This is a genomic window from Chelativorans sp. M5D2P16, from assembly GCF_034427935.1.
Classification (GTDB): domain Bacteria; phylum Pseudomonadota; class Alphaproteobacteria; order Rhizobiales; family Rhizobiaceae; genus Chelativorans.
Map to the genome: position 1 here is coordinate 16,309 of NZ_JAXQNM010000004.1, position 20,598 is coordinate 36,906.

Here is a 20,598-nt window from a genome sequence, read left to right on the forward strand (position 1 = left end):
GCATGCCACTCACGCCGGTGTTGAAAGGCCTTGCCGCATTCCTTTGCTGGCGTTTTCTGCCGGCCGCGCTCCTGGTCGCGCTTCTGGTCCCGGCGAGCGCGGGAGCCGAGGACTATCTGCTTGGCCCCATGGATAAGCTGCATGTCCGGGTGGCGGAGTGGCAGAGCGCGGACGCTTCGGTGCGCGAATGGTCGTCCATTAGCGGCGACTATACGGTCGGCCCCTCGGGGGCGGTGTCGGTGCCCTTCATCGGCGAGGTGCCGGCGGCCGGCAGGACGGCTGCCCAAGTCGCCAAGACGATCGGCGATGAACTGCAGCAGACGCTCGGTCTGCTGACGCGCCCCGACGCCTCGGTCGAGGTGGCCGAGTTTCGGCCTGTCTTCGTCTCCGGCGATGTCCAGACCCCCGGCCAGTATGCCTATGGTCCCGGTCTGACGGTCCTGAAGGCCGTCAGCCTGGCTGGCGGCCTGCGCCGCGCATCGAACGAGGGCCTGCGGCTCGAGCGGGACTATATCAACGCGCACGGAAACTATGAGGTGCTGGCAGCGGAGCGCAAGCGGCTGATTGCGCGCCGCGCCCGGCTGGCGGCCGAAGCGGAGGGCGCCACGGCGATCGAACCTCCCGAGGAACTCGCCGGCAGCGCCGAGGGCAGGCCGCTGATCGCCAAGGAGACGGCCCTCATGCAAGCGCGCAAGGAAAGGCTTGAGCGCGAGCTTTCCGGGATCGAGGATCTGAAGACGCTGCTCAACGGCGAGATCGAATCCCTGGACCGGAAGATCGCGGCCCAGAATCGCCAGATCGATCTCTTGCGCGAGGAGCTCGAGGGGATCGGCGGCCTTGCCGAGCGCGGGCTCGTGGTCAATCAGCGCGTGCTCGGGGTCGAGCGCTCCATCGCCGATCTGCAGGGCAAGGTCCTGGACATGGAGACCGCCGCGGTGCGGGCAAGGCAGGAGATCAACCGCGCCGAGCGCGATGCGGCCACGCTGCGCGACGAACGCGAGACGGAAATCGCCCGAGAGCTGCAGGACACCGAGGCGGCCATCGAGGCACTGGATCTGAAGATCGCGATGCATAGCGGGCTGATGGCCGAAGCGGCTTCGCTCGCTCCGGAGGTGGCCCTCAGCATCGACGCCGAATCGGTCGAAGTCAGCTATCGCATCGTTCGTACGACCGGCGCGGAGACACAGGAAATCAGCGCTCAAGAGAGCACGGCGGTCCGCCCGGGCGACGTGGTCAAGGTGGATATCGTCCCGCCTTCGGTCCAGTAGCGTCCGCAGCGTCCGCCGCGAAAAGTCGCAATGAAGATTCCCGTTGCCCTGTTCGTCAGTCCGGAACGGAATTTCGGCTACGGCGCCGTTGCCGTCGCCTTGTCGCTCTTCGTCTTCGCCTATTCGACGCGTTTCGGCCAGGCGCCGATCCTCCTCTACTATGCCTTGTGGCTGCCGCTGCCCCTGCTCGATCCGCCGCGCTACCTCAGGGGCAACGCACATCTGCCTTGGATCGTCGCGTTCGGCGTGTTCGCGCTGCTTTCCACCTTCTGGTCTGCGGCACCCGGGGCGACCGCGCGCGCGAGCGTGCAGTACCTCTCCCATGTCGCCTGCGCGCTGATCGCCGCGCGCAGCGTGAGCACGCGCACCTTGATCTTCGGCGGCCTGGGTGGCGTCACGCTGGTGCTGGGGTATTCGCTCGCCGTCGGCGGCTACCACTACGACCCGATCGACGGTGCATACAGCTTCGTCGGAGCTTTCTCGTCCAAGAACCAGCTCGGCTTTTTCGCCTCGCTGGGCATCTATCTGGCCTTCGTGTCGCTCGCCGTGCTCAAGGAGCGCGGCCCGTCCGCGGCTTTGGCATTGTCGGTGGGCGCATTGTCGGGCTACAGCCTGCTCGCCTCGCAATCGGCCACCTCCGTGATCACCGTCGCGATTGCGATCGCCGCCGGCATCTTCATGCGTTCGCTGCAGCTGTTCGCGCCCCTGCCGCGCAAGCTGCTTTTCACCGCCGGCACGGCGCTTGCGCTCCTCGGCCTGTTTGCCGCCCTGCAGCTCGGCGCCTTCGACGCGGTTCTGGAGGCGTTCGGCAAGGACGCGACGCTTACCGGCCGCACCTATCTCTGGTCGGAAGGCATGGTCGCCGCGCAGGAAAACCCGCTTTTTGGCAGAGGCTATCAGGCGTTCTGGGTACACGGTTTCGCCCACGCCGAGCGGCTCTGGGAAGAATTCTACATCACCGCCAGGACCGGCTTCCACTTCCACAACACCTATATCGAGACGTTCGTGGAGCTGGGGGTGGTCGGCACCGTCCTGATCGTCGTCCTGATGATCGGTGTGGTTGCCGGCCAGGTGCTGGTGCTTCTCGGCAGCCGCCACGACCCGACCGCGCAGATCATGCTCGGTCTCAGCGTCATGCTGCTTGTCCGCTCGGCGGTGGAGGTCGACGTGATCACGCCTTATGTCGTCGGTTCCTTCCTGCTCTACTATGCGGCAGGGGTGCTATCTGACCCGAACCGGCGAGCGGCACGCGCGCGTATCGGCGCCGGCGCGGTGCCGAGCAGCACCGGCGGGCAGCCGGCTGCCTATATGCGCGGATAGGGGAGGGGGCTTGTCCAGGGTCAGTCTGCGGGCCGTGGAGGATCCGGCCGGGCGCATAACGGCGATGCAAACGTGGCGAACAGATCGTGATGCCGCTCGGGAGACATGCCATGCTAGGGGCGGTTGCAGACTGTGGATGGAAGTTGCGAGGATGCGCGAGCTTCGCTTTCCTGCCGGGTTTTCCGGTCAACATGGTGCGCGCGCCGAATTCCTTCATGAATGAGCAAGGGGACGTTACATCCATGACCGAGTTCAACCGACGCGACATCCTATCGCTCGTCCTTTCATCGTCCTTGGCAGCCGTTTTGCCGGTTCCGGCGCGCGCCGCGGCGGGCGGCGAGGATTATGGCCTGACGTTCGGGCCCCCCGAGCCCTTCAGCTTCGACGCCTTGAAGGAGCGCGCGGCGGAGATGGCGGAAGCCCCCTGGCAGGAGGAGAAATCGCCGCACGGCGATATTCTTCAGAAGATCGATTACGACGCCTTCCAGGCGATCCGGTTCAAAAAGAGCCATGCGCTTTGGGCCGACGAGAAGGGCGGGGCGCCGGTGCAGTTCTTCCACCTGGGCCGCTACTTTCAGGAGCCCGTCAAGCTCCACGTGGTCGAGAACGGGACCGCGCGCGAGATCCTCTACCGTCGCAGCTATTTCGACATGCCCGCCGATCATCCGGCGCAAGGCCTGCCGGACGATATCGGCTTTTCGGGTTTCCGGCTGGAGGAGCCCTCTCAAAAGTCCGACTGGCTCGCCTTTCTGGGTGCCTCCTATTTCCGCTCCTCGGGTGAGCTCAATCAATACGGCCTTTCGGCACGCGGCCTCGCCGTCGACACGGCACTGCAAACGCCGGAGGAGTTTCCGCGCTTCAGCCGGATATGGCTCGAACGCCTGCAAGGGCAGGAGGGCCGGGTGCTCGTCTACGCCCTGCTTGACAGTCCAAGCATCACCGGCGCCTACAGGTTCGACTGTGTGAAATCCGCCGGTCCCGTGATGGACATCGCATGCTCGCTCTATCCGCGCAGGGCGATAGAGCGCCTCGGCGTCGCGCCGCTGACGTCGATGTACTGGTATTCGGAGACCAACCGAAGACAGGCTGTCGACTGGCGGCCGGAAATCCACGATTCGGACGGGTTGGCCATCTGGATGGGCAACGGGGAGCGCATCTGGCGGCCGCTCAACAACCCGCCGGCGACGGTGACCAACGCCTTTCTCGATGAAGACCCGAAGGGCTTCGGCCTTCTGCAACGGGACCGGGAATTCACGCACTATCAGGACGACGGCGTTTTCTACGACCGCCGTCCCTCTGCCTGGATCGAGCCGACGAACGAATGGGGCAGGGGACAGGTGCAGCTCGTCGAGATTCCGACCGACGATGAAATACACGACAACATCGTCCTTTATTGGGTGCCCGACGGCGCGGTCGAACCGGGACGGCCGCTCGACTTCAGCTATCGGCTTCACTGGACGGCCAACGAGCCCTATCCGGCGGAGCTCGGGCGGGTGGTCGCGAGCTATACGGGCATCGGCGGCATTCCGGGCCAGCCACGGCCCGAGAACGCCGTGCGCTTCGTCGTCGACTTTCGCGGCGGCGCGATCGGCGACCTCGCGCGCGGCGATGCGGAGCCCGTCGTCGACCTCTCGCGTGGCGAGGTCAGCCTCTCGGACGCGCATCCGGTCGTCGGGCAGCCGGGCCTTTACCGTGCCTTCTTCGATACGATCGTCGAGGGAACGGAACCGATCGACATGCGGATGTATGTGCGGGACAAGGAAGGCCAGGCACGGACGGAGACTTGGCTTTATCAGTACCATCCGGAGGGCACGGTCGACGAGCGCGACGCCTGAACGGCCCTTCAGCGCCGATCGGCTGGTCCGGCGCGGTTCCGGCCGAGCCCCTTCACCTCATGCCGCGTCGGCACACTCCTCCAGGCGCTCAGCAAACGTCAGCAGCATGTGCTCGGCACCGCCTGCCGCGACGAGCTGGAGGCCGATGGGCATGCCGTTGTCGGCCCGGCCGCACGGTATGGAGAGCCCGCACAGATCGAGATGGTTGGCGATGCGGGTGAAGCGCGACATGGGGAAGGTGCTTTCGTCCACTTCGGCGAGCGGCCGAGCCGGATAGGGCGTCGTCGGCAAAACCAGGATCTCGCCGCGCGGCAGGACCGTCCCGAATGCCTTGATGGCGACATCGCGCTCGCGCCGGATCGCCGCCATGGTTTCATCGGATATGGTCGCGCCCTGCATGACGCGGGCACGGACGAACGGGTCGAGCGGCGTTTCCGGATCGTCGACCAGGCGGTGGAGCGCCGCATAGGCCTCGTATGCCATGATCATACCGCTGTCGCGCTGATAGTCGGCAAAGGATCGCGGCAGCGTGACCGGCGCCACCTCCAGGCCGAGCCGTGCTATCCGTTCCAGAGCATCTTCATAGGCGCTCCACACCTGCTCATCGAGCGGCTCCAGCGCGTCGCGACCGACCCGCCGCACGCGCACAGCCTCCCGCCCGTTGCGGCCCGATGCCTCGGTGGTCGAGCGCAGCGCCCCGAAGATCAGGCGGGCATCGTCCACGTAACGGGTCATGGGACCGATGGTGTCGAGGGTCGGGCTGAGCGGTGCGACGCCATCCGTGGACACCGCGCCGATCGTCGTCTTCAACCCGACGATGCCGCAAAGCGCGGCGGGGATGCGCACGGAGCCGCCGGTGTCGGTGCCGATCGCCGCGGGCACGAGGCCGGCGGCCACCGCGACGGCCGATCCGCTGCTCGAACCGCCGGGTACGAAATGCCGGTCGGCTGCGTGCGGGTTTCTCGGCGTGCCGAGCGCATGATTGGTGCCCCAGCTGCCGAATGCGAACTCGACCATCTGCGTCTTGCCGATGACGATCATGCCGGCATCTTCGAGCCGCCGCACGAATGCCGCCGTGCGCAGGGCGGGCGCGGTGGCATAGACGCGTGAGCCGAAACCGGTGACGTCGCCTTCCACGTCCGCAAGGTCCTTGACCGCCACCGGAATCCCGTGCAGCGGCCCGCGTACCCCCTTCAGGGCGCGCTCCGCATCCAGTGCTTCGGCGCGTTGCAGCGCTGATTCGGCATAAACCCGCACGAAGGCATGAAGCGCACTGCCGGTCGTCTCGATGCGCCGCAGGCATGCCTTGACGAACGCAACGCTCGACAGCCGCCCCTCCGACATCTGCTGCGCCAGAACGCGGATGGGCGGGGTGACGCGGTCGTTTTCGTGCACGGAAGACCTCGGGAATGAAGTGACGCCTCGAACGCTTATACTGCCTGCCGCCGCCGGCGCGCAGATGTCCTTCGCCGGCGGCTTGTCGCATACTGACGTTTCAGGCGCGACGTTGTGCGCCAGAATGTCTTTTGCATAGCCATTGTGACCGGGCGTGAAACCGTTAATCGTCGCGGTGGGAGCAGAAGAAAAAGGGGACGAGGATCGGCATGAGCCTCCTGGCCATATCAGAGCAAGCCATCAACGGACTGATCGTCAGCACGTTCTACGCGCTGACGGCACTGGGTCTCGCCATCATCTTCGGCGTCCTGCGCATCGTGAATTTCGCCCATGGCGAGCTCTATATGCTCGGCGGCTACGCCTATTACCTGGCGGTGACGGCGCTTGGCGTGCCGCCGGTTCTCGGGGTGGTCATCGCCGCCTGCGCCCTGATGGCGATCGGCGCGTTAATCGAAGGGCTGCTCATCCGCCCGGTCCACCAGGGCAAGGTCGACCGGCCGGAGGAATATGCCATCATGGTCACCTTCGCCCTGTCGATCCTGCTGCTCAACCTCGCCAATAGCGTCTTCGGGCCCTGGCCGCAGCGCCCGGCGCCGCTGTTTCGCGGCCGCGTGGAGATCGGCGAGTTGATCATCAGCGGCGACCGGCTGGCGGCGGCGGGGACGGCGGTGCTTCTGATCAGCGTTGTCCTTCTGGCCTTGCGCTTCACCTGGGCCGGCAGGGCCGTGCGCGCGGTCAGCCAGAACCGGCAGGCGGCGGAGATCTATGGCATCAGTGTCGCGCGCGTCGGCATGATCGCCTTCGGCGTGGGGGCGGCGCTGGCCGGCCTCGCCGGAGCGCTGATCGGCCCGGTCTTCAACGTGACGCCGCCGATGGGCGTGGTGCCCGTCATCAAGGCCTACATCATCGTCGTCCTCGGCGGCCTGGGCTCCATCCCCGGGGCGGTCGTCGGGGCGCTGATCCTCGGCCAGGTGGAAAGCTTCGCCACCATCCTCATTCCCGATCCGAGCCGGGCGCTCGCCTACAAGGACGCCTACGGGCTTATCGTCCTCATCCTTGTCCTCCTGATACGCCCGCAAGGCCTGTTCGGCACCAGGGAGCGGCGGGCATGATCCGGCGCAATTCCTTCAAAGCGGCCGGTGCCGCCTGCCTGTTGCTGTTCTTCCTCGGACTGCCCCTGCTCGGGCTTACCGACTACTGGATCTACACGCTCACCATCGGCTTCTACTATGCGCTCCTGGCGGCCAGCTGGTCGCTGCTGGTGGGCTATGTCGGCCGCATCAGCTTCGCCCAGGCGGCCATGAGCGGCCTCGGCGGCTATGTTTCGGCTCTCAGTGTCATCCATTTCAACCTTCCGGTGGCCGGTGGGCTGCTCCTCGGTATCCTGCTCGCCGGGCTTATCGGTTTTGCGATCGGCCTTTTGACGCTGCGCCTGCACGGCGCCTATCTGGGGCTCACCACCATTGCCTTCGGCGAGATCCTGCGCATCGCGATCACCGCCGAACACGGGGTGACGGAGGGCAGCCGCGGCCTGCAGGCGCCGGCACTGATACCCGGCGGAACGCAGCTCGACTATTACTACCTCTTTCTGGCCATCACCGTTTTCTCGCTCCTCCTGATGTGGCTCATCCTGCGCTCGCGCATCGGCCTGTTCTTCCAGTCGATCCGGGAGGACGAGGACGGCGCGGCCAGCCTCGGCGTCGATGTCACGCTGTGGAAAGCGCTGGCATTTGCCTGTTCGAGCGCCTTTGCGGGCCTGGCGGGCGGGCTCTATGCCCATTTCGTCCAGCTCATAACGCCCTCCATGATGTCGCTTCAGGAGATGGGTTTCGTGCTGGCGATGGCCGTCGTCGGCGGGTTCCACAACGTGCTCTACGCGGCATTGGGCGGCGTCATGCTGCAGTCGCTTCTGGAAGCGCTGCGCGCGTTCGGCGAATGGCGGCTCGTCATTTTCGGCCTCCTGGCCATCCTCATGCTGCGTTTCGCGCCGAACGGCCTTTTCGGCATGCTTGCCGACACATTGCGCAAGAAGGGGAAAAGCCATGGCTGAGCAGCTGGCGATCGGCGGGCTGACCAAGTCGTTCGGCGGCCTGGTCGCGCTCGACGCGATCGATCTTCGTATCGCCAGGGGGGAACTGGTGGGCCTGATCGGGCCGAACGGCTCGGGCAAGACGACGCTGCTCAACATCGTCAGCGGCTACTACGCCGCCAATGACGGGCAGGTGCGGTACGAGGGGCGTGCGATCCTCGGGTGGGCGCCGCACCAGCTCGCGCGCATCGGCATCGGCCGTTCCTTCCAGGTCACGAAGGTGTTCCGCCGCCTGACGCTGCTGGAGAACATGCTGGTTTCGGGCCTGGCCGACTGGCGCGAGTCGCGTGCCGCCGCCACCGACCGCGCCATGGCCATTCTCGACGACTTCAAGCTGACGCACCTCGCCCACGAGCCGGCGGCGAACCTTTCGGGCGGACAGGCCAAGCTTCTGGAGTTCGCCCGCATCATGATGCTCTCACCGAAGCTCATTCTGCTCGACGAACCCTTCGGCGGCGTGCATCCGGAACTGAAAAGCTTCATGTACGACAAGGTCCGTGCCTGGAATGCGGACAACGTTACGGTCATCCTGATCAGCCATGACATGGGTTCGATCTTCGGCCTGTGCCGCCGCGTCGTCACCTTGAGCTACGGCAACATCATCTGCGACGGCACACCGGAGGAAACGCGCGCCGACAAGGCCGTGCTGGAGGCCTATCTGGGAGACCAGCATGCAGCTTGAAGTGAAGGACATCCATGCGGGCTACAGCCGCGACATCGACATCCTGCGCGGGGTGAACGTGATCGCGCGGCCCAACCAGCTGACGACCATCATCGGCGCCAACGGCGTCGGCAAGTCGACGCTTCTCAAGGCCATTATCGGCCAGATCCGTCCGCACACGGGGAGCATCACCTATGGGGAGCGTGACCTGCGCGATATCGAGACGCGCGACCTGGTGCGCGTCGGCATCGCCTATGTGCCCCAGGGGCACGCGCTGTTTCAGGACATGACGGTCGCCGAGAACATCGCCATGGCGACCTGGTCATTCCGCGGCGACAAGGCGCGGGCGCGGGAGGCGGTCGAGAAGGTCTACGCGCGAGCGCCGTATCTGAAAGAGTTCCGCAGCCGCAGGGCAGGCCTGATGTCCGGCGGCCAGCAAAGGTTGATGCAACTGGAACTCGCCCTGATGAGCGATCCGGACCTGATGCTGATCGACGAGCCCACCGTCGGGCTGGATCCCAAGCGCGCCGGCGCGATCTACACCCATTTGCGCCGCCTGGTGGCGGAGGAGAAGCGCACCATCCTGATGGTCGACCAGAACGTGATCGCCGGGACCGACGTCGCCGACTACATCTACGTTCTCGAACTGGGCACCAACAAGCTCGAAGGCAGCAAGGAAACCTTCGACGCCGAGTATCGCGAGAGTATTGCAGACTGGCTGATCTAGGCCGTGGGCATTCAGTGCAGAAAAGCCCCCTCACTTGCCATTTCTAACACTTAGCCTAAGGCTAAGATGTTGAAATCACTTTCTCTCCCGCAAGGGGAGAGAAAGGCGCCCGCACCATCATCGGTGCCAATCACCGACCTGGGAGATTGGCGGAAACGCTGTTGCGCGGGCGCCTATCTCCCCCTTGGCGGGGGAGAAAGCAAATTCTTGGGCTTAGCGAAGCTAAGTTCGTAGAATTTGCAAGAGAGGGGGCTTTTCTGCGCTGAATGCCTACAGTGCCTTTCTCGTACAGCGAAAAGCGCCGCGCGGAGGCGCGGCGTTTTTTTGCAGGATATCCGGGCGCGGATCACTCGGGCTTCAGCACCAGCTCGTCGACGGTGGCTTCCGCTCTCGGCCAAAGGATTGCCGCCTCGGATGGTGTCTGGTTCGGCTCCGTGTACTGGATGACGAAGATCGGCACATCCGGCCATTGCTGGAACTGCCAGGCCGGATCCTTGTCCTGGGGGAAGTGGATCTGGCCGCGCGTGCCGTCCCATTTCAGGTTCCGCAGCGCCTCTTCCAGCGCGGGTCCTTCCGTCGAGCCGGCCGCCTTGATGGCCTCGGCGATGACCATGACACCGTCATAGCCTTCCATCGCAACCGCGTTGGCGGGACGGTCGAACTTCTCCTGGTAGGCCTTGGAGAAGCTGCGCGAGAGCTCGGTGTCCGGCTTGCCCGGCAGGCCGGCGGGATTGCCGATGACGTAGGTGCCGGCGTCTCCCATGACGTTCCAGAACTCCGGCTCAAGGACGTCCGCGCCGGCGGCGAAGATCGCCGTGTCCGCCGTGGGTGCGAGATCGAGGTCGTAGGCCTGGCGCAGCATGAGAAGCAGGTTGGAACCGGTGAAGCCGGCGACGATCAGGTCCGGCTTGGGCTCGGCGCGCTTCAACTGCAGGAGCTGCGGCGTGAAATCGCTCACGGTGCGCTCCGCCGTGAAGGAGGTGACGGTCGCGCCGGTGTCCTCCAGGTTCTTGGTGAAGACGTCGATGATGCCGAAGCCCCAATCGGAGTTTTCGGAAATGATGGCGATGTTCTTGAAGCCGGCTTCCTTCACCCAGTCGGCGGCGACCGAGTAGACGAGGGAATTGGCCACGGTGATGCGGAAGACCTCGGGGATTCCCGCCGCGGTCACGCTGTCGGACCAGCATTCGCCGGCGATGAAGGGAATGTCGTGCTTGTGGGCGACCGGCCCGACCGCCGAGCAGACCGCGCTGTGCGCGCTGCCCGTGACCGCGGACACGCCCTCGCTGGCCAGGCGCTCGAAGGCCGCCACGCCTTTTTCCGGCACGCCCGAGGTATCCTCGACGATGAGCTCCACCTGCTTGCCCATGAGGCCGCCGCCGGCGTTCAGCTCGTCGACGGCGATGGTCATGCCGTCGCGCAACGATTCGCCCGTCTGCACGCCTCCGGGAGGCGAAAGCGGCGCGATGCCGCCGATCTTGATCGTTTCCTGCGACCAGCCGGCCGCCGTGCCCGTGGCCAGGGCGATGGCCGCCGCGGCACAGACCTTGCTCAACTTTTTCATCTTTTCTCCCTCAAGAGGACTGTTTTCGAGGTATGGACGCCGTTGGCGGCGTCCGACGTTTGTCCGGCTATGCCGGAACGTTTATCGACCTCGCTTCAGTGTGTGCCGAAGGAGCGTGGCCGGCAATTGGCGATCTCGCTTGGCTGCGTCGCGAATTGCCACTAAAGATGCTTCGATCAGCGACAGTCCGAATATGGCATGGAACAGGACTTCATCCAGAACCTCCGTCTGCTTTGCAGCTATCACCGCTCGATTACCGAGGTGACGCGCAAGCTCGGCATGAACCGCCAGCAATTCATGAAGTATCTCGGCGGTGGCGCCTTTCCCTCGAACAGCAACCTGCGGCGCATCTGCGACTTCTTCGGCGTGGACGAATACGAGATCCTCATGCCGCACGAGCGCTTTCGCGAGATCGTGCGCCTGCGCCCGACCACCCGGGAGATGGCCACGGATCTGCCCGCGGCGGCGCACCAGGTGATGCGGCAGGCCATGGCCCAGCACACGCAGCTGGCGCGATATTGCGGCTATTACTACAAGTACTTCTACTCCTTCTCGACCCCTTCCTTCATCCTGCGCTCGCTCGTCTGCGTCTATCAGGACGAGAAGCTGACCCTCTACAAGACAATCGAGCTTTTGAGCCGGCCGGAGCAGCGCGATGCGAATTCGGATCTGTTCAAGTATCGCGGAGTCATCCTGCCGATTGGCGACCGGCTGCACATGATCGACCACGAATCCGTGCTCGGCAACGAGATGTCGCAGACCATCCTCTATCCGCCCTACCGCAACCGGGTGTCCGCGCTGATCGGTCTCATGATGGGCATCACCGCGACCGAAGCCCATCAGCCGGTGGCGGCGCGCGTGGTGTTGGACTATCTGGGCCGCCGGGTCGACAGGAGAAAGGCGATCGCCGGCTGCGGCCTGTTTGAACAGGACGCCCCCGAGATCTCGCGCTCGGTCCTGTCCTATCTGCGCGAAGCGTCTCCCACGGACGGCTTTCTCATCCGTGCGGGCCCCAACTATGACAAGGTGCGGGAAACGGCCTGACCAGGCGATCGGAGACCGATCGGGGAAAGCATGCGTCGCATGAGATACTTGGCGAAGCCAAATTCAACCCTCAGTTGATCTACCCGGAAAAAGATTTAACGGAAATGTCAGCTTAGCGGATCAATATCGCTGCAGCACTGTTCGTTTCGGTATAGAAGACATCGTGGGCCATGTGCCCCGTGTTGACTTTGAAAACGTCTACGGCGCCCCTGCGTGCCGCTGAAAACGCGCCCCGATGTCCTCACATGGCGGTATTTCGCCGCGGTATCGGTTTTGTTCGCTGGATGAGGGTGGCTTGGAGGGATCGACCGCCAGAATCACGATGGTCCTGATAGGGCCGGGTGTTCTTTGCGTCTTCGGGATCGCCTTCCTGTGGGCCTGGGCGATCGAGAGGAGGCGCCACTATCTGCTTCTGCTCGCCACCGCTCCGGTCCTGTTTGCGTTCGGCGTGATGATCCAGGTTTTCCAGCGGCCTCCCGGCATGGTCGAAAATGCGCTGATATCGGCGCTCTTCTACACCACGGCCGTGTTGCTTCTCGCGGAAGGGGTGCTGCGCCGGTCCGGCAAGAGCTTCGGCATGACGGCCGGTCTCGCCATGCTCGCGGCCATCATGGCCGGGTTGTGGTATTTCGCCGTGATCGTGCCGGACGTCCTTGTGCGCATCTATATCCAGAACTTCGGGTATGGCGCGATCCTCCTCTTCGCGGCGCTCCGCCTCGGCGCCCTGCGTCACGGAAAGTGGGCCGATCGTGTCCTGTTCTGGGTCATGCTGGTGTTCGCGGTCCAATTCTTTCTGCGGACGGTGCTGACGATCGGGCTCAGGACTCCCGACAGTACGGAAGCCTTCGCAGTATCCATCTTCTGGGCCGCTCTTCATCTCTCGCTGGCCGTCCTGGGAGCGGCGTTCGCGACGGCCATCCTCGCCGCCGCGCTGTCGGACATCATCGAGGACCTGCGGCGGGAGCGCGACGTCGATACCCTCACCGGTGTGCTCAACCGTCGTGGCTTCGAGGGGCGGGCGAGGGCGCTTCTCGCGCAAGGCAGCGGTGAGCCCCATTCGCTGATCCTTTGCGATCTCGACTATTTCAAGCAGATCAACGACCGCTACGGCCACGCTGCCGGCGACCGCGTGCTGAACGGCTTCGGCGGCCTGCTCCGACACAATGCGCGCGCGGACGACCTCTTCGGCCGGATCGGTGGCGAGGAGTTCGCGATCCTCTTGCGAGACACGGCGCTGAGCGAGGCGATCGGGTTCGCCGAGCGTCTGCGGTTGGAATTGTCCGCGCTCGAGTTCCCGTTTCTTCCTTCAGGAGGCCGGGTGACCGCGAGCTTCGGAGTCGCCGCCGCCGAGCCCGGCGACAGCCTAGAGCAGCTTCTCGCCCGCGCCGACCGCAGGCTCTACCTGGCCAAGACGTCCGGCAGGAACAGAACGCTTGCGCTGGAAGTGCTCGACGTTGCGTCCGGACGCTGACCGTCCGCGGCCTCCCGCTTTTCGCCGGCGCGTGAGCCGATGCAAAAATCCCCACGGGCCGGCGCCTCCGAGGAGGCGTTGCCTGAGTGCCGGCCCGGCGGCCGTCCCTTAGGTCCGCCGCGCATACTTGGTGTCGGATTCGCTCGCGGAACCCAAGTCACGTTCCGCAACAGATTGTTATATTTCCTCCGGACCCGAATGGAATTTCTGGTCGAAACAGATCATCTTCCGCATTTTGGGCTGTTTACAGCATCCAGATTGGAGAATATCTGCCCGGATTTCATCGCTACTTGTTGCTGATTTCTGCAGGCCCCGGCGTGTTGCGTGCAGCGTCGGTTTCTATGCCAGCCGGTCGAGATAAGGCAGCCCCTCCGGCTGGAATTCCCGCCGGATGACGTCGACCCGCGCCAACGCGCGGGCTTTTGACCCCATCAAATGCGCCTCCAGGGCGCGCGCGGCCTGTCCCACGTCTCCCGTTTCCAGATGCTCCAGAATCTTCAGGTGCTCCGGCAGGAACGGCTCGCTGGCGAAAAGACGCGGCGTCCACCGGTAGAGGAAGCGGTGGGCGATGAGCAGCGACTGCGGCATGGTGATTGCCTGCATGAGGGCGCGGTTCCCGCAAAACGAGAGGAGTTCGACATGCATCTCCTCTTCCAGCCGGTCGAGCGTGGCACCCTCCACATTCTCCGCGTGAGCGATCGCCTCCAGGAGATGCCTGCGCATCCGCGCGAAAAGATCGCGCGGCACGCGTGGTGCCGCCTTGGTCAGCGCGATGGGTTCGAGGATGGCGCGAAGCTCGTACAACTCACCGACGTGCTCGGGTGAGAGCGCGGGTGCATACCAGCGCGAGCGCTCGTCCTTGAGCACCAGCCCGCGCTGCTGAAGCCGGGCGACGACATCCCGCGCCACGGTGCGGCTGACGTTGTAGTGGCGGGCGAGCTCCGCCTCGTTCAAGCGCCAACTCGCAAAGGAGATACGGCCGATGATCTGTTTTTCGACCTGAGCATAGATCTGCTCCCAGGTGGAGAGGGAGGATAGCTGCACCTCCTTCTCCGCCGGGCCTCGCCTGGCGGAGCTATAGCCCGGCCCCGACCCTGTAACAGCATAGCCCCGCCCCGCCGACTTGGTGACGAGGCCGGCCTTTTCCAACTCCTCCAAGGCCCGGCGCGCCGGCGCACGGCTTATCCCGAACTGCGCCGCGACCGCCGACTCCGTCAGTTTGGTTCCCGACTGCACCGCCCCGTCGCCGATCTGGGCCGACAGAATGTCGAACGCGCGCTGATAGAGCCTTGGCGCCAGTCTTCCCGCCCCCGGTGCGCCGGTGTGATTCATGAGCCGGGTCTCCACGCGGCAGGGACCGGCGTGGTCGCGCCGAAGACGAGGGCGCTGCTTAACCTCGAAAGAAACGAAACCATTGGCTGCCTCCGATGCACACTGTTAGCCGATCGCACCGCCGGCACAAAATCGGGATTGTTCTTCGACCTCAATTTTGTATAGTGTGCACAATAGACGTTATTGACGCCAGAACAAGGGATCCGACCGAGGGAGGAGACGCAATGGACGGGCGGCTCAGCGGCAAGCGCGCATTCGTGACCGGTGCGGGGCAGGGGATCGGAAGGGCGATCGCGCTCGCTTTTGCGCATGAGGGCGCCAAGGTGGTCGCGGCCAGCCGCACGGCCGAGAAGATGGCGGACCTGCCGGCCTTCTCGTCCCTGATCGCGCCCGTGGCGCTGGACGTCACCGACAGCGCGGCGGTGCGCCGGGCCATGAGCGATGCCGGCACGGTCGACATCCTCGTCAACTGCGCCGGTTGGGTGCACGACGGCACCGTGCTCGACTGTTCCGAGGAGGACTGGGCGCGCAGCCTCGACCAGAACGTGACCTCCTGTTTCCATACGATCCGCGCCGTCCTGCCGGGGATGATCGAGCGCGGCAGCGGCTCGATCGTCAATGTCGCCTCGGTGGCCTCCTCGATCACCGGCGTGGCGAACCGGGCCGCCTACGGCGCCAGCAAGGCGGCCGTCATCGGCCTGACCAAGGCCGTCGCGCGCGACGTGATCCGTTCGGGCGTGCGCGTCAACGCGCTCTGCCCCGGCACGACGCAGTCGCCCTCGCTCGAGGCGCGCATCGCCGCGACGGAAGATCCCGAAACGACCCGCCGCGCCTTCATGGAACGCCAGCCCATGGGGCGGCTCGGGACGGCGGACGAGATGGCTGCCGCTGCGCTTTACCTGGCGGGCGAGGAATCCGCCTTCACCACGGGAACCGTCATCGTGGTCGACGGAGGGCAGACGCTGTGACAACTGTCGGAGGCACGGGGTCGGGCGCTTTCGCCTGCCGCGTGATGGCGGATGCGCTCGAGCGTTTCTGCCGTTCCGTCCTTGCGGCGGCCGGCGCCGACGCGGCGACCGTGGATGCGGTTGCCTGCGCCATGATGCACGGCTCGAGGCTCGGGGTGGACAGCCACGGCGTGCGCCTGCTCGACCACTACGTCACGGTGCTCACCCACGGCCGCGTGAATCCGAAGCCGGACCTTCGTCTCACCGAAGGCGGTGCGGTTGCCACCCTGGACGCCGACAACGCCCACGGAGCGCTCGCCGCGCGTTTCGCCATGAGAGAGGCCGTTCGGCTGGCGAGGGCTTCGGGCATCGGCGCCGTGGCGATCCGCAACAGCTCGCATTTCGGTCCCGCAGGCGCCTTTGCATTGTCGGCGGCGGAGGCGGGCATGCTCGGTGTGGCCATGTGCAACTCCGACAGCTTCGTCCGGCTGCACGACGGCGCGATGCGCTTTCACGGCACGAACCCGATCGCCTGCGCGGTGCCGGTTCCCGGCGAACGCCCCTGGCTTCTCGACATGGCAACGAGCGCGATCCCCTATAACCGCGTCCAGCTTTACAAAAGCCTCGGCCGCGCCTTGCCGCCGGGCACGGCATCGGATGAGCGGGGAGAAGACACCGTGGATGCCGGGCGCGCGGAGATGCTCGCTCCGCTGGGGGACGCTTTCGGCTTCAAGGGTGCGGGGCTGGCCGGCATGGTCGAGATCTTCAGCGCCGTCCTCTCGGGCATGCGGCTGAGCACCGAAATCGCGCCCATGGCCGGCCCGGATTTTTCGACGCCGCGCGGGCTCGGCGCCTTCGTGCTCGCGCTGCGGCCGAGCGCCTTCGTGGATGAAGAAACTTTTGATGACGGGATGAGACGCTATCTCACGGCCCTGCGTGGCTCGCCGGCGCGCGCGGGCGCTAGTGTCATGGCGCCCGGCGATCGCGAATGGGCGGAGGCGGACAGGCGGGAAAGGGAAGGCATCCCGCTCGATCCGGTGACGCTCGAAGCGTTCCGGCGGCTGGCCGGCCGGTTCGGTATCGAAATGCCGGCGCAGGCGGGAGGAGACGGTGCCTGAGCACCAACCACAAGACGTTTGCAATGGAGGAGACGATGAACGGATTTGCGAAACCATTCTCGGCGGCCTGTGCCGCCCTGCTCACGCTCGGCCTGGCGGGCGGTGCCGAGGCGCAGGAGCAATACACGCTGCGCTTCAACCATGTGCTCGGACCGGGCGAGCCGTTCCATGAAGGTTTCCTGAAATGGGCCGAGCGGGTCGACGAACGCACCGACGGCGGGCTCACCATCGAGGTGTTCCACAGCGCCCAGCTCGGCGTCGAGGAGGACATCATCGAGCAGATCCGCCAGGGCGCCAATATCGGGCAGAACACCGATGCCGCGCGGCTCGGCAACTATGTTCCGGGGATCGCCGTGGTCAACGGACCCTATTTCGTAAGCTCGGCCGAGGAGGCCTACGCCCTGGCGGATTCCCCGACCATGCAGGACTGGCAGCAGGAGCTCGCGGAGCAGCACGGCCTGAAGGTGGTGTGCTTCGACTGGGTGCAGGGCTTCCGGCACTTCTTCACGAACGAGCCGATCCGCACGCCGGAAGACCTCGACGGCTTGCGTATCCGCACGCCGCCCGCACCGATCTGGCAGGAATCGATCCGGGCGCTCGGGGCCGAGCCCACGGCCATGAACTTCGGCGACGTCTATCCGGGCCTCCAGCAGCGGGCGATCGATGGGGCGGAACTGGTCTATCCGAACATCACGGCCGCCAACCTCAACGAGGTTCTGAGCCATGCCAACGAGACGGGGCACATTCTGCTCGTCAATTTCCAGGTGGTCAGTTCGCAATGGTTCGATAGTCTGCCCGAGGACTATCAGACGGCCCTTGTCGAGGAGTGCCGCACGGCGGGCCAGGAAACCTCGGAGGTCATCCGCCAGGCTTCGGAAGAAGCCAAGGCGCAACTGGCCGAGAGCGGCATGACGATCATCGAGGACGTCGACCTCGAGGCATTCCGCCAGGCCGGTGAAAAGGCCTACGAGGCGCTTGGCCTGGTCGAGGCCAAGAACAAGGTGCAGCAGGAGATCGGCGCTCAATAGGCCGATAGGGCGAGCAGGATTCGCGCGAGGCGGACAATGAAGGCAACCTACGCATTCCTGCGCAGGCTCGAGGCGGTTCTCGCGGGCACGTTCCTGCTTCTGATGGTGCTCCTGATCTTCGCGGGCGGCCTGGCGCGCATGCTGGGCCACCCGCTCAACTGGACGATCGACCTGTCCACCTGCTTCTTTGCCTGGGGGGCTTTTCTGTGCGCCGATGTCGCCTGGCGGCGCGACGCGCTCATGTCGATCGACGTGGTGACCGCCATGGTGCCGGCGAAGGCGGCGCGCGCGTTGCTCTACGCCAATTACCTGATCATCTCGGTGTTCCTGGTCTATGTCGTCTATGCCGGCGCCTGGCTTTCCTGGGTCAGCCGCGCCCGCAGCTTTCAGGGAATCCCTGGCGTAAGCTATTCATGGGTGACGGCGAGCATCGTGGTCGGCGGCCTGCTTCTCCTCTTCACCACGGGCCAGAAGTCCTACCGTTCGCTACGGCAGGACCGTGCCGCCGGCGCATCGCAGCAGGCCACCCGGTGAAGCCATGCTGATCGTCACCATAGCCTTCGTCGTCCTTCTTCTTATGGGCATGCCGGTCGCTTTCGCCATCGGCATTTCCGGGGCGCTGTTCTTCATCCAGCATCCGGAACTGCCCTTCACGATCCCCGTGCAGGTGACGGTCTCGCAGACCCAGAACTTCGCCCTTCTCGCCGTTCCCCTGTTCATTATGGCGGGGAACTTCATGAACAAGTCGGGGATCACCGAGCGTCTTCTGGAGCTGGCGTCCGTTCTGACCGGCCGGATGAGAGGCGGACTGGCGCAGGTCTCGATCGCGCTTTCGGTGCTCATGGGCGGCGTGTCGGGTTCGGCCATCGCCGATGCGGCCATGCAGTCGCGCATGCTGGGGCAGGGCATGGTGGACCGGGGCTTCACGCGCGGTTTCGCCGCCGGCGTCCTGTCCTACGGGGCCGTTCTGACCCCCATCATACCGCCCGGAATCGGCATGATCCTCTACGGCACGATCGGGCAGGTGTCGATCGGCCGGCTCTTCGCGGCCGGTTTCTTTCCCGCCTTTCTCCTCTGGCTCGCCCTGTCGTCCGCCGTCTGGCTGACGGCGCGCCGGCGCGGCTATGAACCAGAGCGCGTGGCGTGGCCTTCGGCGGGGGAGGTGGGCCACGCCCTGACGGGTGGCATCTGGGCGATCCTGTTCCCGGTCTTCCTTTTGTTCGGGCTGCGCATGGGCGTCTTCACGCCATCGGAAATCGGCGCCTTCGCGGTCCTCTATGCTGTTTTCATCGGGGTCTTGATCTACCGCAAGATGAAGGCGCGGACCTTCATCGAGGCCCTGGAGGGCAGCCTTGCCGATGTCGGCGCGGTGATGTTCCTGATCGCCCTTTCGGCGATCTTCAGCTACGGCATCGTGATGGAGCGCATTCCGGAGGTGGTGTCCGGTTGGATCCTCGGACTGACCGGAAATCTTTACGGCGCGATGATCCTGATCGCGCTCTTCGTTCTGGTGATCGGCTTCTTCATCGACGCTACCGTGCTCATCATCATGCTGACGCCGATCTTCCTGCCGGTCGTGCGCCAGCTTGGCGCCGATCCCGTCCATTTCGGCATCGTCTTCATCCTGGCGGCCACGATCGGCAATTTCACCCCGCCGGTCGGCGCGGCGATGTATTCCGTCTGTACGATTCTCAAATGCCCGATCGGCGAATATACGCGCGAATCCGTACCGCTGCTTCTGGCGGTCGCCGCGGTCACCCTGATCCTGATCTTTGTCCCCGGCGCCGTTCTTTTCGTGCCGAACCTCGTCTTCGGCTAATCCGAACACGCACGGCCGTCCCCGAATCTCGGGACAGCGCCCGGTTTGGGCGTCGTGTATCGGCTCTGACAGCCTCTAGAGTTTTCCGGTGATCACGTAACGCAGCGCGCGGGCGACCTCCTCAGGCGTGCGGGCGACGGCGTTGGCCGCGGCGTCGACCTCCTTCAGGGCATGGTCGAACTCGGGCGGATGCAGGACGATGATGGGCTTGTGGAGCGCGGCCGCATAGCCTGCATCGAACGCGGCGTTCCATTGCTTGTATTTTTCGCCGAAACAGACGACGAGCATGTCGGCCTGCTCGATGCCCGTCCTGATGCGGACGGCGTTCAGGAGGGCACCCTTGCGGTCGTGCCAGAACTTCTTGTCCTCGGCGCCGAATATCTCGACCCCGCAATCGTCAGACGCGTCGTGATCGGTGACCGGTCCCAACCATGCGATGTCGAGCCCTTTGCAGGACTCCACGATCGTCTCGCGCCAATCGGTATGGATTTCGCCGGCCAGATAGACTTTGAGCTGCATCGGAATTTCCTCGTCACGTTTTTCGGCATCGCGGTTTCTCGGGGCCACCGGGCGGTCGGGATCTTCGATGATCCCCGGATCCCGGCAATCTGCCGTGCGCTTGTTGTATGCCAGCTTCCCGGGTGACATGAAAAGAGGCCATCGTCGTGTAAACTGCACATCACACCCGTGTGCCGACCCTTCGGGCGGGAAAGTGTCGACCACGGCTACACGCTCAGAAGCAGGACGAGCGGTCGGCCCTCGGCGTCGCAGACGGCATGCAGCTTGGAGTTCAGCCCGCCTTTGGTTCGCCCGATACGGCGGGGAACATCCCCTTTTTAAGCAGGCTCGCCGCCGTGCGGTGGGCCTTCAGATGCGTGGCGTCGATCATGATGCGCTCGGGCTCCGGCCCTTCGCCGGCGAGCGCGGCGAAGATCCTGTCGAACACACCCAGCCGGCTGGCGTTCGCTCAGCAGAACAAA

The 20,598-nt window shown here is 65.1% G+C and carries 18 protein-coding genes and 1 pseudogene; 14 read left to right on the plus strand and 5 right to left on the minus strand.

Going from position 1 to position 20,598, the window contains the following annotated elements:
- Positions 1–2 precede the first annotated feature (2 nt).
- The 3 genes from SIN08_RS02455 to SIN08_RS02465 all read left to right on the plus strand — a co-directional run bounded on the left by SIN08_RS02455 (position 3) and on the right by SIN08_RS02465 (position 4,423).
- Positions 3–1,268 carry a polysaccharide biosynthesis/export family protein gene (locus SIN08_RS02455; protein ID WP_322449922.1) on the plus strand — a complete coding sequence of 422 codons (1,266 nt, stop codon included), beginning with the start codon at positions 3–5 and terminating at the stop codon, positions 1,266–1,268.
- A gap of 30 nt (positions 1,269–1,298) precedes the next feature.
- Positions 1,299–2,588, plus strand: coding sequence for an O-antigen ligase (locus tag SIN08_RS02460; RefSeq protein ID WP_322449923.1), 1,290 nt, complete (start codon positions 1,299–1,301; stop codon positions 2,586–2,588).
- Positions 2,589–2,830: 242 nt separating this feature from the next.
- Positions 2,831–4,423: a glucan biosynthesis protein D gene (locus tag SIN08_RS02465; protein WP_322449924.1), complete on the plus strand. Its 1,593-nt coding sequence runs from the start codon at positions 2,831–2,833 to the stop codon at positions 4,421–4,423.
- A gap of 57 nt (positions 4,424–4,480) precedes the next feature.
- Here SIN08_RS02465 and SIN08_RS02470 read toward each other — a convergent pair whose 3' ends face one another.
- The gene (locus SIN08_RS02470) at positions 4,481–5,818 is read right to left on the minus strand and encodes an amidase (RefSeq protein WP_322449925.1); all 1,338 of its coding nucleotides are present in this window, start codon (positions 5,816–5,818) and stop codon (positions 4,481–4,483) included.
- A 209-nt stretch (positions 5,819–6,027) separates the two neighbouring features.
- On the opposite strand from SIN08_RS02470, the gene SIN08_RS02475 reads away from it, so the two are divergent.
- From SIN08_RS02475 to SIN08_RS02490, 4 genes are read left to right on the plus strand one after another with little or no spacing between them, the layout of a single operon-like run.
- A complete protein-coding gene (locus SIN08_RS02475) occupies positions 6,028–6,930 on the plus strand; it encodes a branched-chain amino acid ABC transporter permease (RefSeq protein ID WP_322449926.1) in 903 nt (300 codons plus the stop codon).
- Positions 6,927–7,868 carry a branched-chain amino acid ABC transporter permease gene (locus tag SIN08_RS02480; protein ID WP_322449927.1) on the plus strand — a complete coding sequence of 314 codons (942 nt, stop codon included), beginning with the start codon at positions 6,927–6,929 and terminating at the stop codon, positions 7,866–7,868. Before SIN08_RS02475 ends, SIN08_RS02480 begins: the two co-directional genes overlap by 4 nt.
- The gene (locus tag SIN08_RS02485; RefSeq protein WP_322449929.1) at positions 7,861–8,589 is read left to right on the plus strand and encodes an ABC transporter ATP-binding protein; all 729 of its coding nucleotides are present in this window, start codon (positions 7,861–7,863) and stop codon (positions 8,587–8,589) included. Before SIN08_RS02480 ends, SIN08_RS02485 begins: the two co-directional genes overlap by 8 nt.
- Complete coding sequence (locus tag SIN08_RS02490; protein ID WP_322449930.1) at positions 8,579–9,295, plus strand: ABC transporter ATP-binding protein; 717 nt, start codon at positions 8,579–8,581, stop codon at positions 9,293–9,295. The genes SIN08_RS02485 and SIN08_RS02490 overlap by 11 nt, the downstream gene beginning before the upstream one ends.
- Before the next feature lie 346 nt (positions 9,296–9,641).
- On the opposite strand, the gene SIN08_RS02495 is transcribed toward SIN08_RS02490, so the two are convergent.
- Entirely contained in the window at positions 9,642–10,859 is a 1,218-nt protein-coding gene (locus SIN08_RS02495; RefSeq protein WP_322449931.1) for an ABC transporter substrate-binding protein, read from the minus strand.
- Between the two features lie 198 nt (positions 10,860–11,057).
- On the opposite strand from SIN08_RS02495, the gene SIN08_RS02500 reads away from it, so the two are divergent.
- Both SIN08_RS02500 and SIN08_RS02505 read left to right on the plus strand, forming a co-directional pair.
- Complete coding sequence (locus tag SIN08_RS02500; protein WP_322449932.1) at positions 11,058–11,903, plus strand: helix-turn-helix transcriptional regulator; 846 nt, start codon at positions 11,058–11,060, stop codon at positions 11,901–11,903.
- 295 nt (positions 11,904–12,198) lie between these two features.
- On the plus strand, positions 12,199–13,374 hold the full coding sequence (locus tag SIN08_RS02505; RefSeq protein WP_322449933.1) for a GGDEF domain-containing protein: 1,176 nt from the start codon (positions 12,199–12,201) through the stop codon (positions 13,372–13,374).
- Positions 13,375–13,713: 339 nt separating this feature from the next.
- Here SIN08_RS02505 and SIN08_RS02510 read toward each other — a convergent pair whose 3' ends face one another.
- Positions 13,714–14,706, minus strand: coding sequence for a GntR family transcriptional regulator (locus SIN08_RS02510; RefSeq protein WP_322449934.1), 993 nt, complete (start codon positions 14,704–14,706; stop codon positions 13,714–13,716).
- A gap of 224 nt (positions 14,707–14,930) precedes the next feature.
- On the opposite strand from SIN08_RS02510, the gene SIN08_RS02515 reads away from it, so the two are divergent.
- The 5 genes from SIN08_RS02515 to SIN08_RS02535 are packed head-to-tail and all read left to right on the plus strand — an operon-like array spanning position 14,931 to position 19,618.
- A complete protein-coding gene (locus SIN08_RS02515; RefSeq protein ID WP_322449935.1) occupies positions 14,931–15,674 on the plus strand; it encodes an SDR family oxidoreductase in 744 nt (247 codons plus the stop codon).
- A 44-nt stretch (positions 15,675–15,718) separates the two neighbouring features.
- Entirely contained in the window at positions 15,719–16,771 is a 1,053-nt protein-coding gene (locus tag SIN08_RS02520; RefSeq protein WP_322449974.1) for an Ldh family oxidoreductase, read from the plus strand.
- Between the two features lie 35 nt (positions 16,772–16,806).
- Positions 16,807–17,799: a TRAP transporter substrate-binding protein DctP gene (locus SIN08_RS02525; protein WP_322449936.1), complete on the plus strand. Its 993-nt coding sequence runs from the start codon at positions 16,807–16,809 to the stop codon at positions 17,797–17,799.
- A 36-nt stretch (positions 17,800–17,835) separates the two neighbouring features.
- Entirely contained in the window at positions 17,836–18,333 is a 498-nt protein-coding gene (locus SIN08_RS02530; protein WP_322449937.1) for a TRAP transporter small permease, read from the plus strand.
- Between the two features lie 4 nt (positions 18,334–18,337).
- Positions 18,338–19,618 carry a TRAP transporter large permease gene (locus SIN08_RS02535; protein WP_322449938.1) on the plus strand — a complete coding sequence of 427 codons (1,281 nt, stop codon included), beginning with the start codon at positions 18,338–18,340 and terminating at the stop codon, positions 19,616–19,618.
- Between the two features lie 75 nt (positions 19,619–19,693).
- On the opposite strand, the gene SIN08_RS02540 is transcribed toward SIN08_RS02535, so the two are convergent.
- Complete coding sequence (locus tag SIN08_RS02540; RefSeq protein ID WP_322449939.1) at positions 19,694–20,137, minus strand: YtoQ family protein; 444 nt, start codon at positions 20,135–20,137, stop codon at positions 19,694–19,696.
- 212 nt (positions 20,138–20,349) lie between these two features.
- Positions 20,350–20,576 (minus strand): annotated as a pseudogene (locus SIN08_RS02545) (IS5/IS1182 family transposase); the annotation flags it as partial.
- Positions 20,577–20,598: the final 22 nt, after the last annotated feature.

Bases quoted from the DNA above. Each gene is read 5' to 3' on its own strand.
- SIN08_RS02455 (WP_322449922.1), top strand. From the start codon at position 3: ATGCCACTCACGCCGGTGTTGAAAGGCCTTGCCGCATTCCTTTGCTGG.
- SIN08_RS02460 (WP_322449923.1), top strand. From the start codon at position 1,299: ATGAAGATTCCCGTTGCCCTGTTCGTCAGTCCGGAACGGAATTTCGGC.
- SIN08_RS02465 (WP_322449924.1), top strand. From the start codon at position 2,831: ATGACCGAGTTCAACCGACGCGACATCCTATCGCTCGTCCTTTCATCG.
- SIN08_RS02475 (WP_322449926.1), top strand. From the start codon at position 6,028: ATGAGCCTCCTGGCCATATCAGAGCAAGCCATCAACGGACTGATCGTC.
- SIN08_RS02480 (WP_322449927.1), top strand. From the start codon at position 6,927: ATGATCCGGCGCAATTCCTTCAAAGCGGCCGGTGCCGCCTGCCTGTTG.
- SIN08_RS02485 (WP_322449929.1), top strand. From the start codon at position 7,861: ATGGCTGAGCAGCTGGCGATCGGCGGGCTGACCAAGTCGTTCGGCGGC.
- SIN08_RS02490 (WP_322449930.1), top strand. From the start codon at position 8,579: ATGCAGCTTGAAGTGAAGGACATCCATGCGGGCTACAGCCGCGACATC.
- SIN08_RS02495 (WP_322449931.1), bottom strand. From the start codon at position 10,859: ATGAAAAAGTTGAGCAAGGTCTGTGCCGCGGCGGCCATCGCCCTGGCC.
- SIN08_RS02500 (WP_322449932.1), top strand. From the start codon at position 11,058: ATGGAACAGGACTTCATCCAGAACCTCCGTCTGCTTTGCAGCTATCAC.
- SIN08_RS02510 (WP_322449934.1), bottom strand. From the start codon at position 14,706: ATGAATCACACCGGCGCACCGGGGGCGGGAAGACTGGCGCCAAGGCTC.
- SIN08_RS02515 (WP_322449935.1), top strand. From the start codon at position 14,931: ATGGACGGGCGGCTCAGCGGCAAGCGCGCATTCGTGACCGGTGCGGGG.
- SIN08_RS02520 (WP_322449974.1), top strand. From the start codon at position 15,719: ATGGCGGATGCGCTCGAGCGTTTCTGCCGTTCCGTCCTTGCGGCGGCC.
- SIN08_RS02525 (WP_322449936.1), top strand. From the start codon at position 16,807: ATGAACGGATTTGCGAAACCATTCTCGGCGGCCTGTGCCGCCCTGCTC.
- SIN08_RS02530 (WP_322449937.1), top strand. From the start codon at position 17,836: ATGAAGGCAACCTACGCATTCCTGCGCAGGCTCGAGGCGGTTCTCGCG.
- SIN08_RS02535 (WP_322449938.1), top strand. From the start codon at position 18,338: ATGCTGATCGTCACCATAGCCTTCGTCGTCCTTCTTCTTATGGGCATG.
- SIN08_RS02540 (WP_322449939.1), bottom strand. From the start codon at position 20,137: ATGCAGCTCAAAGTCTATCTGGCCGGCGAAATCCATACCGATTGGCGC.